This window comes from Tropicimonas isoalkanivorans, assembly GCF_900112335.1.
GTDB lineage: Bacteria > Pseudomonadota > Alphaproteobacteria > Rhodobacterales > Rhodobacteraceae > Tropicimonas > Tropicimonas isoalkanivorans.
In genome coordinates this window covers 424,378-438,619 of sequence record NZ_FOLG01000002.1, presented here as the reverse complement: position 1 = coordinate 438,619, position 14,242 = coordinate 424,378, and the positions used below count along the sequence as shown (strand labels likewise).

Genomic DNA, 14,242 nt, shown 5'->3' with positions numbered 1-14,242 from the left:
AATGTTCAAAAATTTCAGCAAACGCGCCATTGCCGAGACCGATGGAAAGGTTGTGGCCCTGCCTGGAGCGCTCAGCAGCGTCAGCGAAGAGCGTGCGCGGCAGGTGCCGACCGAGCAGGAGCGGGAACTCGGGGAATTCCTGCAGCTCAAGAGCCGCCTGCACGACGCGCTGCTCGACCGGTTGAACCTGTCGGTGATCGACAAGATCCAGCCGGACGACCTGCGCCGCGAGGTGGCCTCCCTTGTCAGCCAGGTGCTGAGCGAGGAAGGCAACCCGATGCGCTCGGAGCAGTTCAAGACCGTCGTGGACGATCTGATGCACGAAGTTCTGGGGCTGGGGCCGCTGGAGCCGCTGCTGGCAGACCCGACGATCAACGACATCCTCGTCAATGGCCACCGGAGCGTGTTCGTGGAACGCAACGGCGTGCTGGAGCGGTCCTCGGTGCGATTCCTCGACGAGAAGCACCTGCTGCGGATCATCGACAAGATCGTCTCCCGTATCGGCCGCCGGGTGGATGAGTCGAACCCGTGGGTGGATGCACGGCTGGAGGACGGAAGCCGGGTCAACGCGATCATCCGGCCCTGCGCGGTAGACGGGCCGAGCATCTCCATCCGGAAGTTCTCCGAAAAGCCCCTGACGATGCAGAAGCTCGTGGACTATGGCGCGCTGAACGATCAGGCGGCGCGGTTCCTCAAGGGCCTCGTCTCGGCCCGGATGAACGTGCTCATTTCCGGCGGAACGGGCTCCGGCAAGACGACCATGCTGAACGCCATGTCCGCCGCCATCGACGAGCGCGAGCGGATCGTGACCATCGAGGACGCCGCTGAACTGCGGTTGCAGCAGGAGCACGTTGTACGGCTGGAGACGCGTCCGCCGAGCCCGTCCGGCACCGGCGCGGTGCTGCAGCGCGACCTCGTGCGCAACGCGCTGCGGATGCGGCCCGACCGGATCATCGTCGGCGAGGTGCGTGGAGCCGAGGCGTTCGACATGCTTCAGGCCATGAACACCGGCCACGACGGGTCCATGACGACGGTGCACGCCAACTCCGCGCGCGATGCGCTGTCGCGGATCGAGCAGATGGTGACGATGATCGGCGCGGACCTGCCGCTGTCGGCCATCCGTAGCCAGATCTCGTCCGGCCTGGATTTCGTGATCCAGCTGTCCCGCCTGTCGGACGGCCGCCGCCGGGTGATGTCGGTCTCCGAGATCACCGGCATGGAGGGGGATGTCATCACGATGCAGGACATGTTCGTGTTCCGCCGCCGCGGTGTCTCCGAGGCTGGCGAGGTGCTGGGAGAGTTCGTGCCCACCGGCATTCGCCCGTTCGCCGCCGAACGGCTGCAGGCCGCCGGTGTCGAGCTGCCGAGCGACATGTTCACCGCGCGGGAGGTCTGAGCCATGCTGGGACTGCTCGGCGAACAGGAAATCCTCTATCTCGTCTATTGCGGCGTCGCGGTGGGGGCGTTGGTGTTCATCTCCGGTCTTGGCCAGTTGGTGAGCCAGCGGGAGAACCGCAGCGAGGCGCGAAGCCGGCGGATGCGGATGATCGCGGAGGGCAAGAGCTCGGCCGAACTGCTGGCCTTGCTCAAGCCGGTCTCGCGGCAGGGGGCCTTTGCGAAGGTCCCGGTCTACGGCGATCTGTCCGCGACCTTGCGCAAGGCCGGGTTCATGATCAGCGCGCGGATGTTCCTCGGGCTCTGCCTGCTGCTCTGGGCGCTCGCCACGTTCTTCGGGCAGCGCTTCATGAACATCGAGGTCGTCGCGGTGCTCGCCCTTCTGCCCGCCTTCCTGGTGCCGGCACTGGTGGTGGAGGCGCGGGTGCGGGAGCGCACGCAGAAGCTGGTCACGCAGCTTCCGGACGCGCTCGATCTGATGGCACGCGGGCTGAAGGTCGGCCATCCGCTCAGTACCTCGATCGCGTCGGTCGCTCAGGAAATGCCCGATCCGATCGGCACCGAGTTCGGCCTCATCCACGATCAGGTCAACTACGGTGACGACCTGGTGGATGCCTTCAAGGAATTCGCCGACCGGGTCGGCGTGGAGGATGTGGACTACCTCGCGTCGAGCATCGGCATCCAGTACGGCACCGGCGGAGACCTGGTGCGGGTGATCAACGTGCTGTCGCGCACGATCCGCAGCCGCCTTGCCATGCGCCGCAAGATCCGGGCGATTTCGTCGGAGGGCCGGCTCTCCGCCTGGTTCCTCTCGGTCATCCCGTTCTTCATCTTCGGCTTCACCATGATGACCACGCCCAGCTACTACCGCGGCGTCATGGATGACCCGATGTTCCAGCCGATGGCCCTTACCGTGATCGGCCTGACCATCGCCAATGCGCTGGTGCTCCGCCGGCTCGTCAACTTCAGGATCTGAGGTCGCCCCATGGAATACGTCCAGACATTGCTCTCCGCGTTTGTCCCCAATAGCGATCTGCTGATCGTCGCCGGTGCCGCCCTCGGCTCGCTGCTGCTGGTCTACGGACTGGCCTCGGCGGCGACCGCGGGGAACCCCGCCGCCGACCGGCTGGCGGCCTCCGACCGCCGTCGACAGGCGCGGATCGATCAGGGCATCCTGAAACCTATCAGCGCGGACCCCAAGGGCCTGATGAAGACCTTCGTTCCCACGAACGAGAAGGAACGCAACAACCTGCAGCGCAAGCTGAACCAGGCCGGGCAGGGGGGGCCGAACAGCCTTCTGCGGTTCTCCCTCAAGCGCATCCTCCTCGCGCTCCTTCTGCCCTGCCTGTTTCTGGCCCTTGTGGGCGCCAGCCGCGAGTTTCCGCAGTACCTGCCGCAGGCCGTCGTCGAACGCTTTGCCGGGCTATCTAAGATGGGGGTCTTCAAGCACCTCGCCTTCCTGATCGGCGCCGGGTATTTCGGCCCGCTCTATGCGCTCAATGCGAAGGTCAGCGCGCGCAAGCAGCGCTTCACGGAGGGCTTTCCGAATGCGCTCGACCTGCTGCAGATCTCGGTGGAAGCCGGGCTGGGTTTCGACGCCGCAATGACGCGCGTCGGCAACGAGTTGACCCGGGTGTCGCCCGATATCGCCTACGAGTTTCTGGCGGTCCAGCACGAGGTGCAGGCCGGCCGTTCCCGCGCTGCGGCGCTCTCGGATATGGCGGACCGCATTGGCCTCGACTTCGTGCATTCCTTTGTCAATGTCGTCCGCCAGTCGATGCAATTCGGCACCAGCATGACCGATGCGCTGAACGTCTACTCGGAGGAACTCCGGAACTATCGGGAATTGGCGGCGCAGGAAAAGGCCAACAAGCTTCCGGTGAAAATGTCGGGTGTTCTGGCCTCGTTAATGCTGCCCGCGCTGCTTCTGATCGTTCTTGGCCCGGTTGTGATCCGTTACGCGAACTACTTTGCGGCGAACTAACAGGGATGAATGACACTTTTTCGCCACATATCAGTACCTTGTTCGCCACAGTTCGGCAACTTCTGGTTGTAATTTTAGCGAGTGTCGGCGGAAAAGATACAATCTCAGGGTGAACTATTGCGCGAACGCACTGTTGCTGACTTGAATAATTGACTCGTTTTCAAGCTGCCCGTTAACCTTTGTAACGAGGCAGTGAATTGTACCAGGCACGACGCCAGTCCCGGGCAGCGTGTATTGTTAGTTTTAGTACGACCGGAGAGTCGAGATGTCATTTTTCGAAGGGACAGGCCAGTCCGCAGGGATTGGTAATGCAATATCACTCATAGACGCCGTTTACCGTTGGTGCGAATGCGTCAAGGGGCAGCAGGTCGTCGACCGCGCGCTGAAGGCCATCGGCGATAGCCTCGGGTCCGAAGCGCTGGCGATTTCACGCGTCCGTATTGGCGCCGGAGCGACCACGCGCATCCTGGCGTATGACGCCATGCCGGCGAACGCTCCGATGCCCCGGCTGCAGCGGTCCTTCGCGGTGTCGATCCTGTCGGATTTCCTCGCCAGCGCCCGGCCGGGAACGGTGTGGCTGCGCTCTGCGGTCGAAGTGGAGGCCGACCCCGCGCTGGACCTCTTCCATTCGCGCCGGAACATGCGGGAACTCGCCATCGTGCCACTGGCCACCGAACAGTCCCATTCTGACTTTCTGGAAATTCATTTTGCCAATCCGCTCACGCCCGGCCAGCACGCGGTTCTGAATTCGCTCGCCATGACCCTGAGCGAGGCGTGGCGCAAACGGTCCGAGGGAATTTTCGTCTCCAGCGTCCTGAGCAAGGAGGACAAGGACGACAAGCCGATTTACGGCACCGATCTTCTCGGCCATCGCAATCCCGCGCGCCTCAGCCGGGCCGAATTCCGTATCTGCCTGCTGCTCACACGGGGGGTCACGCTGTCTTCCATCTGCGACGAGCTTTCCATTGCCCGCTCCACGCTGAGGACGCACCTGCGCAACATTTACGCCAAGACGGCGACGGAGAACCTTCCCGACCTGCTCTACCTGTTGCTGCGCAAGCCGGCGGAGTCCCTCGTCGCCCCGAAGCGGAAGATCGCGTAGGGCGGTATGGAACTGTTGCCGCTCGTCCTCGCCGCCCCGTTGCTCGCCTGGATGGCCTATAGCGACCTGCGTTTCATGCGCATTCCGAACTGGCTGGTGCTCGGCATCGTGGTGATCTTCGTGGTCTGCCTCCCGGTTTTGCCCATGGCGTCCGTCACGTCGAGGGTCATCGCGGCGGCCTGCGTCCTGGGGATCGGGTTTGTCACCTTTGCCGCGGGCCTGTTCGGCGGCGGGGACGTGAAGGTGCTGAGCGCGCTCATGCTGCTCATTCCCCCGGGCACGCGGGTGGAGTTCGCGCTGCTGTTCTCGGTTGCCATGCTGCTGGGCATCGCGGTCGTCCTGACGATGCGGCTGGCGCCGGCAGCCGCCCGGTCCGGGTGGGTCGGCGTGCGGGCCAAGGGGATGTTCCCGATGGGCATCTCCATCTCGCTCGCGGGCCTCATGCACCCGGTCATGGTCTCCGCGCTCGCGGGGTAGGGCAGAACCGGGGGGAGCGGCCGCAGATCAATCACCCCCCGCGTCGTCCCCGTCGGGGCCGGACAACTCCCGCCCCGCCGTCACGCCGCTGATGAATTCGTACGAGAGCAAGTTGGGAACGTGACGCGGGTCCCGCACCAGTGGCTCGACCCGGCGGGACAGCGCGCGGGTCTGCGCCTCGGGCGACAGGTAGTCGGCGGCGGCGCTCTCCAGCGGCACCATCCGGAAGCGAAGCGCCGCGCCGGGTGCCGCCTGAAGCACCTTCGGCAGATCCTGAGGCAGGACCGTGCCGATCCGGGGGTAGCCGCCGATCGTCTGGCATTCCGGCCCGAGGACATAGGGCGTGCCGTCGCCGGTGATTTGGATGTCGCCGGGCACGATGACCTCTGAGAGCAGGTGCAACCCGCCCTCCGGGCGGAAGCCTTCTCCCGAGAAGCCAAGTTTCACGCCCTGCCGGTTGCCCCACGCGGTCCGTTCGAATGGCGTGGAGAGGAACCGCGTCAGAAGTGCCTGGGGGAACAGGCCCGTCTGCGGGCCGGGGATCATCCGGATGGTCCCTCCCGAGAAGCGGTCGTCCGGGGGCAGCCGGCGCGGCGACGCATCTGGCTGAGGGTCCGCTGCCAGCGTGAGCCGGTCGCCGCGGTCGAGCGGGGCGCCCAGGCCCGCTGCGAGATGCGCGCCCCGGCCGCCGACCCGTTCCGGCGTGTCGATCCCGCCGCCAAGGTGCAGGTATCCGTAACTGCCCGTGCCGCCGGGGGCGAGGCGCAGCGTTTCGCCCGCGTCGAGCCGGTGGCTGGCGTTCCACGCCAGCGAGCGCCCGTCGCTCCCGATCTGCGCCCGCATCGGCGCCCCGGTCAGGGCGAAACGCACCGGCGCGGTCGCCTCCACCTCCAGCACGGCCCCGGCGACCTCGATGGCTGCGCAGGATACGGCCTGTTCCAGCAACGCGGCCCCTTCGGCCAGCGCCACCGGATCGGCCGCCCCGCCACAGGAGAGGCCCTGCGCGAGGTACCCGGGACGCCCAAGGTCCTGTACCGTCACGCCGGGGCCCGCGCGGAGAATGTGCACCTCCCGCGTCACGGCAGATCCTCACAGGTTGCCCCACCGTCGCCCGCCGGGTCGTGCCGCTGGGCCTCGATCTCCTCCGGCGGCACCGGGTGGAAGGTCATCTCGTCACCGGGTCGGAGCGGAAAGGCCGGCGTGCCGTCCGGGCGGAAGCAGCGAAAGGCGGTTTGAGCGACGTGGTACCAGCCGGTCTGGCTGGACGTCGGGAACAGGACCATCTGGCGGACGGCGAGGCCGAGTGCCCCGGGCGGCACGCGTGTGTCGAGGTCGGTCTGGCGCGGCAAATCCCACCGTTCGGCCAGGTGGCCGAGGTACGGCTGACCCGGCGCGAAGCCGATCGCCATCACGCGAAGCCGGACAGAGCCGAGATACGCAATGGCCTCCGTTTCTGACACCCCGGCGAGCGCCGCCGCCCGGCCCAACTGCGGTGCCAGCAGGCCGCCATAGGCTGCCGGAACCCGCCACAGGCGGCGCCGGGCCGGGAGCGGCGCGTCCTGCCAATCGCGTGTCGCAAGGAGCGCCTCGACGGCGCGTTGCAACTCGGCATGGGTCGTCCGGGTCGGGTCGAACCGCAGGTGCACCGCCCCGGCGGAACTGGACGCCTCCAGCAGATCGTCCAGCGCATCCTCGGCCGTTGCGCGAAAGGCCAGCGTCGCCCGGTTCCCGGCCTCCGACAGCCGGTCCGCGAACCGCACGAGCAGCCCGTCAAGGCCCAACGGCGCGAGTTGCGGAGGGGATATGTCGGTCTCGTCGGTCATCGCATCCAGAGGTTGGCCGCCTTGATCCGTTGCCGGATCTCCTGCTTACGTCCCGAGGCGTGAGCATACGGGGCAATCGGAGCGGGCAAAAGGTCCTCGATCCGCGCTGCCACGACGGATCGTCTTCAGCTGAAATGGCTCTGGCCTGATCTATTGAGGAGAATGGTGGGCGACCCTGGAATCGAACCAGGCATGGGTCTCCCCGGCGGAGTTACAGTCCGCTGCCGCACCTTGCAGCACGTCGCCCGACGCCGGGCGGAAATAGCTGCGCGGGGGGGCTGGGTCAACCCGAAAATTCACCGAATCCGGATCGCCAGTGCCCCGCCAAACTCTATGGTTCCAGCCCGCCGGGACTGCACATGCGCGCCCGGTTTCGCGCTGCCGCTTGCCATTTGGCGCGCTGCGGGGCAGGTGGGGGCAAAGGGGACGAAAGCGATGAAGAAACCAGCGTGGGTCATCGAGAAGGAACGCGCCCGGCGGGCCGCCGCGGCGGAGACGGTCTGGTTGTTCGGCCTGCATGCCGTTCGCGATGCGCTCCAGAACCCGGCGCGGGAGCGTCTCCGTCTGGTTCTGACCAAGAACGCCGCGGACAAGCTCGCCGATGCGGTGGCCGCGAGCGGCATGGAGCCGGAACTGGCGGACCCGCGCACGTTCCCGGCGCCGCTTGACCCGGGCTCCGTCCACCAGGGCGCGGCGCTGGAGGTCAAGCCGCTGGACTGGGGCCGGCTGGAGGACATCTGTGAGCCCGGCCAGGAATCCCCCCGGGTCGTGCTGCTGGACCGGGTCAGCGACCCCCATAACGTCGGTGCGATCCTCCGGTCGGCGGAGGTCTTTGGTGCGCGGGCGGTGATCGCCCCCCAGCGGTATTCCGCGCCCGAGACTGGTGCACTGGCCAAGACGGCCTCCGGCGCCCTCGAGCGCCAGCCGTACCTGCGGGTGCGCAACCTGGCCGACAGCATGGAGGTGTTGCGCAAGATGGGCTACGTCATGCTGGGACTGGACGGCGAGGCCGAGACCGGGCTTGCCCAGGCCGCCGCGGATTACGCGGGCGTTCCGCTGGGGCTTGTCCTCGGGGCCGAAGGGCCGGGCCTGCGGGACCGCACGCGGGCCACCTGTGACCGAATTGCACGGATTGACGCAGCCGGCGCCTTCGGCTCCCTCAATGTCTCGAACGCCGCCGCCGTGGCCCTATATGCAAGTCGGTCAGACTGATCCGACGAAGGGATGCATAGAAACACCAAGATCGCGACCTGCTGCTATTGCGGCACCCGCGCCGCGCTGGTTCTGGATAGCGGGCGCCACGAACTCGCCTGTGCCGCGTGCGGGGCACCGCTGCGTCAGCTGAAGTCCATTCCGGTCGAACCGACGGCCGGGCGCGGGCAGGGCAAAACGACCACCGCCCCGGCGCCTCACACGGGTCGAAAGACGCCGAAGCGGACGAAGACACGCAAGAGGCGAAAGCCGAGGCTGGGGAAACTATTTAAAGATGTCCTCGACGATCTGGAGGATCTGTTCGACTGAGGCGGGCCACCGCATCTTCGGGCTGCGAAAAAAAAATCACATAAATGTGCCGACCTCTTGGAACCTTTCATGGGATTCCTAAGTTTATCCCATGAGTTGCGAAGATTGGAACAGACGCAACTCGCTGCACTGTCCCTCGTTCCACACTCGGCGCCCGGTTATGTTCCCGGGCGCCTTTTTCTTGAAGGGCACCCGGTATGGCCACCGACGACCTCCTCCGCACCGTTTTCCGCACCACCCGTGTGATCGCCTGTGTCGGCGCATCGGCGAACCCCGGGCGCCCGAGCCACTTCGTCTCCCAGTACCTGCGCGACCGCGGATACCGTATCATCCCCGTGAATCCGGGTCAGGCGGGCAATCGGCTGTTCGGAGAGACGGCGGTGGCGCGCCTGTCAGATATTACTGAACCCGTTGATATGATTGATATCTTTCGCCGGTCGAGCGAGGTTCTGCCCGTTGTGGAGGAGGCGATTGAAAGCCTCCCCGGGCTGCGCACCGTCTGGATGCAGATCGGCGTTCAAAATGCGGAGGCCGCCGCGCTTGCGCGGTCCCACGGCCTGACCGTTATCGAGAACCGGTGCCCCAAGGTGGAATACCCGCGCCTGTTCGGGCACCAGGATCTAAGCGACATCTCCGCCGCCTAGGGCGTCCGCGCCGCCTTTTCGGCGATGCCCGACGTGCCCTCGCGCCGTTCGAGCTCCGCTTCGATGTCGGCAAGCCCCACGTCCCGGGCCGCGCACATCACAAGCATGTGATAGAGAACGTCGGCCGCCTCAGACGCGAGCCGCGCTCGATCCCCCTTCACCGCTTCGATGATCGCCTCCACGGCCTCCTCGCCGAACTTCTCGGCGCATTTTTCCGGTCCCTTGTGGAACAGCTTGGCCGTCCAGGAGCTCTCCGGGTCCGCCCCCTTGCGCGCCTCGATGGTCTCCGCCAGCCGGTGCAATGCGCTCATATCGTCCCTTCTTGTGTCCGCGAATATCCCGGGGGGTGCGGTGGGCTAGCCCCCCGTGGCCCGTCGGTTCAGTTCAGGCGCACGGGAATGCCCGCCGCCGCCATATGCTCCTTGGCCTCGCGTATCGTAAAATCCCCGAAGTGAAAAATGGAGGCCGCCAGAACGGCGCTCGCGCCGCCCTCCGTCACGCCCTCGACGAGATGGTCCAGCGTGCCCACGCCGCCGGACGCGATGACGGGCACGTGGACCGCCTCCGAGATCGCCCGCGTCAGGGGCAGGTTGAAACCCGCCCGCGTGCCGTCCCGGTCCATGGAGGTCAACAGGATCTCGCCTGCGCCCTTTGCCACGACCGTGCGGGCAAACTCCACGGCGTCGATCCCGGTCGGCCGCCGGCCGCCGTGGGTGAAGATCTCCCATTTGCCCGGCGCCACGGTCTTGGCATCGATGGCCACGACGATGCACTGGCTGCCGAACCGTTCCGCGGCGCGCGCGACCACGTCGGGGTCCGCCACGGCGGCGGAGTTGAAACTGACCTTGTCGGCCCCGGCGAGCAGCAGGTTGCGAACATCTTCCGGCGTCCGCACGCCGCCCCCGATGGTCAGCGGCATGAAGCATTGTTCCGCCGTGCGCGTGGCGAGGTCGTACATCGTGCCCCGGTTCTCGTGGGTGGCGTTGATGTCCAGAAAGCAGAGTTCGTCGGCACCGGCGGCGTCATAGGCCTTGGCCGCCTCCACGGGGTCGCCCGCGTCGATCAGGTCGACGAAGTTCACGCCCTTGACGACGCGCCCCTCCTTGACGTCGAGGCAGGGAATGATGCGGGTCTTGAGCATGCGGCGGCGATCCTTGGCTTATCACGGAGTGTTTTATGGGCTTGGGCGCAAAGACGCCAGAGCATAGAGGCGCCGTTCTGCATGCTCACCTCGGGAGGAAACGAGCCATGAAAATCCTGTCCCTTGCGGTCGCCGCCGCCCTCGTCGCCGCTCCGGCCATCTCCGAAATCATCAAGGTGCCTGCCACCGGGGACGTCGGCGCGACCATGGATGCGCTTGAAGCTGCCGTCGATCAGGCCGGCGCCACGGTCTTTGCGCGCGTCGACCATGCGGGTGGGGCGCAGTCCGCCGGGCTGGAGCTTGCCGCGTCGCAACTGCTGGTCTTCGGCAACCCGAAGCTCGGCACCCCCGCGATGCAGGACGACCCGCGCGCGGGGCTGCTCCTGCCGCTGCGGGTGCTCGTCTACGAGGATGGGGAGGGGAAGGTCTGGCTCGCCTACGAACGTCCGGAAGACATGCTGGGCGCGCTCGACATCGCGCCCGACGCGCCGTATCTTGGCATGATGTCTGGCGCGCTGGCCAAGCTCACGGCTGCTGCGGCGGGGTCCTGAGCACCTCCAGCGCCTCGCTCAGGTCGATCGCGCCGTCGTAGAGCGCGCGGCCCGAGATCACGCCGGAAATGCCGACCGCATTGCGCAGCGCGATCAGGTCCTTGAGTGAGGATACGCCGCCAGACGCGATCACCGGGATCGTCGTCGACCGCGCCAGTGCGGCGGTCGCGGAGACGTTCGGCCCCTGCATGGCGCCGTCACGTTCGATGTCGGTGTAGATGATCGCGGCAATGCCTGCGCCCTCCAGCCGGCCGGCGAGGTCGGTGACGGTCATCTTCGTCTCCTCCGCCCAGCCACGCGTGGCGACCTTGCCCCGCCGCGCGTCGAGCCCGACGGCGACCCTGCCCGGAAACCGCGTCGCGGCCTCCCGGACAAGCTCGGGGTCCTCGACTGCCACGGTGCCCAGGATCACGCGGGAGACGCCCTTCGCGAGCCACATCTCCACGGTTTCCAGATCCCGGATGCCACCGCCAAGCTGCACCGGTACCTTTACCGCGGCCAGGATCGCCTCCACCGCCGCGGCGTTGACCGGATGGCCGGCGAAGGCGCCGTTGAGGTCCACCAGATGCAGCCATTCGCACCCGGCATCGACGAACTTGCGGGCCTGTGCGGCCGGGTCGTCGCCGAACACGGTGGCCTTGTCCATGTCGCCCTTGAGCAGGCGTACGCAGTTGCCGTCTTTCAGGTCTATCGCGGGGTAGAGGATCATGGTGGGGGCCTTGCTAGTGTTTTCGTTCAGTCTCTGGCATGCAGAACGGGAAGATGCAAAGCGACCCAACGTCACCGTCCACGGCGGTGCAGGGCAGGGCCACCCGCCAGCGGGCGCAAGAGATCAGGGTGCCCAGCTCAGGAAGTTGGAGATCAGCCGCAGCCCCGCCGCCTGGCTCTTCTCCGGGTGGAACTGGGTGCCGATCATGGTGTCCCGCCCGATGATCGCGGTCACTGGCCCGCCGTAGTCGGCATAGGCGAGTCGGTGCGCTGGGTCTTCGACAACCACCTGATAGGAATGGACGAAATACGCATGATCGCCGGTCGCGAGACCTTCCAGAACCGGGTGCGCGCCGGTGACCACAAGGTCGTTCCAGCCCATGTGCGGCACCTTCAGCGCCGGGTCCTCGGGCGTGATCGCGACGACCTCGCCCCCGATCCAGCCGAAGCCGGGCGTGTCTTGGTACTCCCGTCCGACGGTCGCCATCATCTGCATTCCGATGCAGATCCCCAGGAACGGGCGGCCCTTGCCGCGCACCGCCTCCTCGATCGCCTCGTGCAGCCCCGAATGGCCGTCGATTGCGGCCTTGCAGGAGGGGAACGCACCGTCGCCCGGCAGAACGATCCGGTCGGCCCGGGCCACGTCCTCCGGCTTGCCGCTCACGACAACGTCGCCCGCGCCGGTCTCTGCCGCCATCCGCTGGAACGCCTTCTCCGCCGAGTGCAGGTTGCCGCTCTCGTAGTCGACCACGACCGTCAGGGGCATGTCAGAGCATCCCCTTGGTCGAAGGGATCTCGTCACCCTTGCGCGGGTCCGGCTCAACCGCCTCGCGCAGCGCCCGCGCCACGGCCTTGAACGCGGCCTCCGCCACGTGGTGGCTGTTGATCCCGTCGAGCCGCGCGACGTTCAGGGTGATCCCGCCGTGGGTGGATAGCGCCTGGAAGAACTCCCGCACCAGCTCGGTGTCGAATGTGCCGATCTTGGCCGCGGTGAAGTCCACGTTCCAGACCAGGTAGGGCCGCCCGGACAGGTCCAGCGCCGCGCGTACGAGCGAGTCGTCCATCGCCAGCAGGAACGAGCCGTAGCGCCGGATGCCCCGCTTGTCGCCGAGCGCCTGCGTCAGCGCCTGACCAAACGCGATGCCGGTGTCCTCCACCGTGTGGTGGTCGTCGATATGCAAATCTCCGTCGGCGCGCACCGTCAGGTCGATCAGCGAATGTCGGGCGAGCTGCTCCAGCATGTGATCGAAAAACCCCACGCCCGTCTTGCAGTCGTAGCGGCCCGTGCCGTCGAGATCGACCTCGACGGAGATCTTCGTTTCACTGGTGGCCCGTTCGATTTTCGCCTTGCGCATCTGTCGTCTCCGGTCTGACCAGCGTTCCATACAAGGGACGCCAAGCCGTTCCAAGGGCTTGCATCCGCGCAGGCCGCTGCCGTGGCGGCGAAGGATCGTTTGTCTTGGGAGGTTTTCTCTTTGGAGCGGGCGATGAGATTCGAACTCACGACCCTTACCTTGGCAAGGTAATGCTCTACCCCTGAGCTACGCCCGCGCCCCTAGAGACTGTGCGAGGGTTAGCGGCCCCGCCCGCCGGTTGCAAGCCGACAGAACCGGCCTCAACCTCTCTCCTGGAGCGGGCGATGAGATTCGAACTCACGACCCTTACCTTGGCAAGGTAATGCTCTACCCCTGAGCTACGCCCGCATCCGAGAGTGAGCGGGGATTTAACGGGAGGCGCCGGACGCTTCAAGGGGAAAACGCGGAGCTATGCGAAAAATCGCGGGCAGCCTTCGCGTGAGCACAGGGGCTGTGCGCCTGCTGCGTTGGAAATCTCCGCGTCCGACTTAGGTTGAACCGGGAAGCAACTGCGAAGGCTCCGGCATCTGCCGGACCTCAGGTATAGATTTGGGAATGTATGACATGAAGCTGAACGTCATTATCACCAGCACGCGGCCGGGCCGGGTGGGCAAACCTGTCGGCGATTGGATCTACGCGCACGCTCGGGAGAACGAGGTCGGGTTCGACACCGTTCTGACGGATCTGGCGGAGCTGGAGCTGCCGATGCTGGACGAGCCGAACCATCCGAAGGCGCAGAAGTATCAGCACGAGCACACTCGCAAGTGGAGCGAAATCGTCGAAGGCAGCGATGCCTTCGTCCTCGTCATTCCGGAATACAACTTCACCATGCCCGCGACGTTGGTGAACGCTCTGGATTACCTCTACAACGAGTGGGCCTACAAACCGGTGAGCTTCGTCAGCTACGGCGGCGTTTCCGGCGGATTGCGGTCGGTGCAGTCCTCCAAGGGGGTGCTCACCGCGCTGCGGATGATGCCGATTCCGGAACAGGTAACGATCCCGATGGTGTTCGACTACCTGAAGGACGACGCCTTCGTCGCCGAAGATATCCACAAGAAAAGCGCGGACACGATGCTGGCGGAACTCGCGAAGTGGAGCCGGGCACTCAAGGGACTGCGCGAGGCCGCGTGAGTCAGATCACCGCCATCAGGATATTCGCCAGCGCGACCGGGATGAGGCTGAACAACGTCAGCGCCATCCCGGCGACGCGGGCGGGCAAGACCTGAGGCGTCTGGGCCAGGCTCCATGCGTGGACGACACGGCCCAAAAACAGCATCGCGCCGAAGAGGTGGAGCAACGCGCCGGCCATTCCCTGAAGCTCCGCGAGGGCGAGCAGCAGGATGCCGAAGGGGGCATATTCGGCGCAGTTCGCCTGGCTGCGGACCCGCCGCTGTAGCTCCGCCTCACCCCCGTCTCCAAGCGAGATGCCGAGGCGCCGGCGGGCCTGTATGACCCGCAGGCTCAGCGCAGCGAACAGCAGCCCCAAAAGCCCCGCGTAGATGGGCGTGACGTGCAGCATGGCCGCTCCCTTTCCCGTTCGC

Annotated in this window: 18 protein-coding genes and 3 tRNA genes; 10 read left to right on the top strand and 11 right to left on the bottom strand. The window is 66.3% G+C overall.

Annotated features, from left to right (window positions below; translation table 11 throughout):
• The first annotated feature begins 1 nt into the window (after position 1).
• From BM075_RS06345 to BM075_RS06325, 5 genes are all read left to right on the top strand, one after another.
• Positions 2-1,396, top strand: coding sequence for a TadA family conjugal transfer-associated ATPase (locus BM075_RS06345; protein ID WP_093359803.1), 1,395 nt, complete (start codon positions 2-4; stop codon positions 1,394-1,396).
• A 3-nt stretch (positions 1,397-1,399) separates the two neighbouring features.
• Positions 1,400-2,371: a type II secretion system F family protein gene (locus tag BM075_RS06340; RefSeq protein ID WP_093359802.1), complete on the top strand. Its 972-nt coding sequence runs from the start codon at positions 1,400-1,402 to the stop codon at positions 2,369-2,371.
• A 9-nt stretch (positions 2,372-2,380) separates the two neighbouring features.
• Complete coding sequence (locus BM075_RS06335; protein ID WP_093359801.1) at positions 2,381-3,379, top strand: type II secretion system F family protein; 999 nt, start codon at positions 2,381-2,383, stop codon at positions 3,377-3,379.
• A 265-nt stretch (positions 3,380-3,644) separates the two neighbouring features.
• Positions 3,645-4,481, top strand: a complete 837-nt coding sequence (locus BM075_RS06330) for a helix-turn-helix transcriptional regulator (protein WP_093359800.1) — start codon at positions 3,645-3,647, stop codon at positions 4,479-4,481.
• 6 nt (positions 4,482-4,487) lie between these two features.
• Positions 4,488-4,958, top strand: coding sequence for an A24 family peptidase (locus tag BM075_RS06325; protein WP_093359799.1), 471 nt, complete (start codon positions 4,488-4,490; stop codon positions 4,956-4,958).
• Between the two features lie 27 nt (positions 4,959-4,985).
• On the opposite strand, the gene BM075_RS06320 is transcribed toward BM075_RS06325, so the two are convergent.
• The 3 genes from BM075_RS06320 to BM075_RS06310 form a co-directional block, all read right to left on the bottom strand.
• Entirely contained in the window at positions 4,986-6,038 is a 1,053-nt protein-coding gene (locus BM075_RS06320) for a 5-oxoprolinase subunit C family protein (RefSeq protein ID WP_093359798.1), read from the bottom strand.
• Entirely contained in the window at positions 6,035-6,781 is a 747-nt protein-coding gene (locus tag BM075_RS06315) for a 5-oxoprolinase subunit B family protein (protein ID WP_093359797.1), read from the bottom strand. The genes BM075_RS06320 and BM075_RS06315 overlap by 4 nt, the downstream gene beginning before the upstream one ends.
• A gap of 163 nt (positions 6,782-6,944) precedes the next feature.
• Positions 6,945-7,028, bottom strand: a tRNA-Tyr gene (locus BM075_RS06310).
• A gap of 188 nt (positions 7,029-7,216) precedes the next feature.
• Between BM075_RS06310 and rlmB the strand changes: the two genes are divergently transcribed.
• The 3 genes from rlmB (at position 7,217) to BM075_RS06295 (ending at position 8,946) form a co-directional block, all read left to right on the top strand.
• Positions 7,217-7,993, top strand: coding sequence for a 23S rRNA (guanosine(2251)-2'-O)-methyltransferase RlmB (gene rlmB / locus BM075_RS06305; protein WP_093359796.1), 777 nt, complete (start codon positions 7,217-7,219; stop codon positions 7,991-7,993).
• A gap of 12 nt (positions 7,994-8,005) precedes the next feature.
• Positions 8,006-8,302 carry a hypothetical protein gene (locus tag BM075_RS06300; protein ID WP_093359795.1) on the top strand — a complete coding sequence of 99 codons (297 nt, stop codon included), beginning with the start codon at positions 8,006-8,008 and terminating at the stop codon, positions 8,300-8,302.
• A gap of 197 nt (positions 8,303-8,499) precedes the next feature.
• Positions 8,500-8,946, top strand: coding sequence for a CoA-binding protein (locus BM075_RS06295; RefSeq protein WP_093359794.1), 447 nt, complete (start codon positions 8,500-8,502; stop codon positions 8,944-8,946).
• On the opposite strand, the gene BM075_RS06290 is transcribed toward BM075_RS06295, so the two are convergent.
• Both BM075_RS06290 and hisF read right to left on the bottom strand, forming a co-directional pair.
• On the bottom strand, positions 8,943-9,257 hold the full coding sequence (locus BM075_RS06290; RefSeq protein WP_093359793.1) for a phosphoribosyl-ATP diphosphatase: 315 nt from the start codon (positions 9,255-9,257) through the stop codon (positions 8,943-8,945). The genes BM075_RS06295 and BM075_RS06290 overlap by 4 nt on opposite strands.
• A 68-nt stretch (positions 9,258-9,325) precedes the next feature.
• Complete coding sequence (gene hisF, locus BM075_RS06285) at positions 9,326-10,087, bottom strand: imidazole glycerol phosphate synthase subunit HisF (protein WP_093359792.1); 762 nt, start codon at positions 10,085-10,087, stop codon at positions 9,326-9,328.
• Between the two features lie 107 nt (positions 10,088-10,194).
• On the opposite strand from hisF, the gene BM075_RS06280 reads away from it, so the two are divergent.
• Complete coding sequence (locus BM075_RS06280; protein WP_093359791.1) at positions 10,195-10,638, top strand: DUF302 domain-containing protein; 444 nt, start codon at positions 10,195-10,197, stop codon at positions 10,636-10,638.
• Here BM075_RS06280 and hisA read toward each other — a convergent pair.
• The 5 genes from hisA to BM075_RS06255 all read right to left on the bottom strand — a co-directional run bounded on the left by hisA (position 10,613) and on the right by BM075_RS06255 (position 13,049).
• On the bottom strand, positions 10,613-11,347 hold the full coding sequence (hisA, locus tag BM075_RS06275; RefSeq protein ID WP_093359790.1) for a 1-(5-phosphoribosyl)-5-[(5-phosphoribosylamino)methylideneamino]imidazole-4-carboxamide isomerase: 735 nt from the start codon (positions 11,345-11,347) through the stop codon (positions 10,613-10,615). The two genes, BM075_RS06280 and hisA, sit on opposite strands and share 26 nt — an antisense overlap.
• A gap of 123 nt (positions 11,348-11,470) precedes the next feature.
• Positions 11,471-12,112, bottom strand: a complete 642-nt coding sequence (gene hisH, locus BM075_RS06270) for an imidazole glycerol phosphate synthase subunit HisH (protein ID WP_093359789.1) — start codon at positions 12,110-12,112, stop codon at positions 11,471-11,473.
• A 1-nt stretch (position 12,113) separates the two neighbouring features.
• Positions 12,114-12,701: an imidazoleglycerol-phosphate dehydratase HisB gene (gene hisB, locus BM075_RS06265; RefSeq protein ID WP_093359788.1), complete on the bottom strand. Its 588-nt coding sequence runs from the start codon at positions 12,699-12,701 to the stop codon at positions 12,114-12,116.
• Positions 12,702-12,822: 121 nt separating this feature from the next.
• Positions 12,823-12,897 (bottom strand) — tRNA-Gly (locus BM075_RS06260).
• Positions 12,898-12,974: 77 nt separating this feature from the next.
• Positions 12,975-13,049 (bottom strand) — tRNA-Gly (locus BM075_RS06255).
• 216 nt (positions 13,050-13,265) lie between these two features.
• Between BM075_RS06255 and BM075_RS06250 the strand changes: the two genes are divergently transcribed.
• Complete coding sequence (locus tag BM075_RS06250) at positions 13,266-13,832, top strand: NADPH-dependent FMN reductase (protein ID WP_093359787.1); 567 nt, start codon at positions 13,266-13,268, stop codon at positions 13,830-13,832.
• A gap of 1 nt (position 13,833) precedes the next feature.
• Here BM075_RS06250 and BM075_RS06245 read toward each other — a convergent pair whose 3' ends face one another.
• On the bottom strand, positions 13,834-14,220 hold the full coding sequence (locus BM075_RS06245) for an MAPEG family protein (protein ID WP_093359786.1): 387 nt from the start codon (positions 14,218-14,220) through the stop codon (positions 13,834-13,836).
• Between the last annotated feature and the right edge of the window lie 22 nt (positions 14,221-14,242).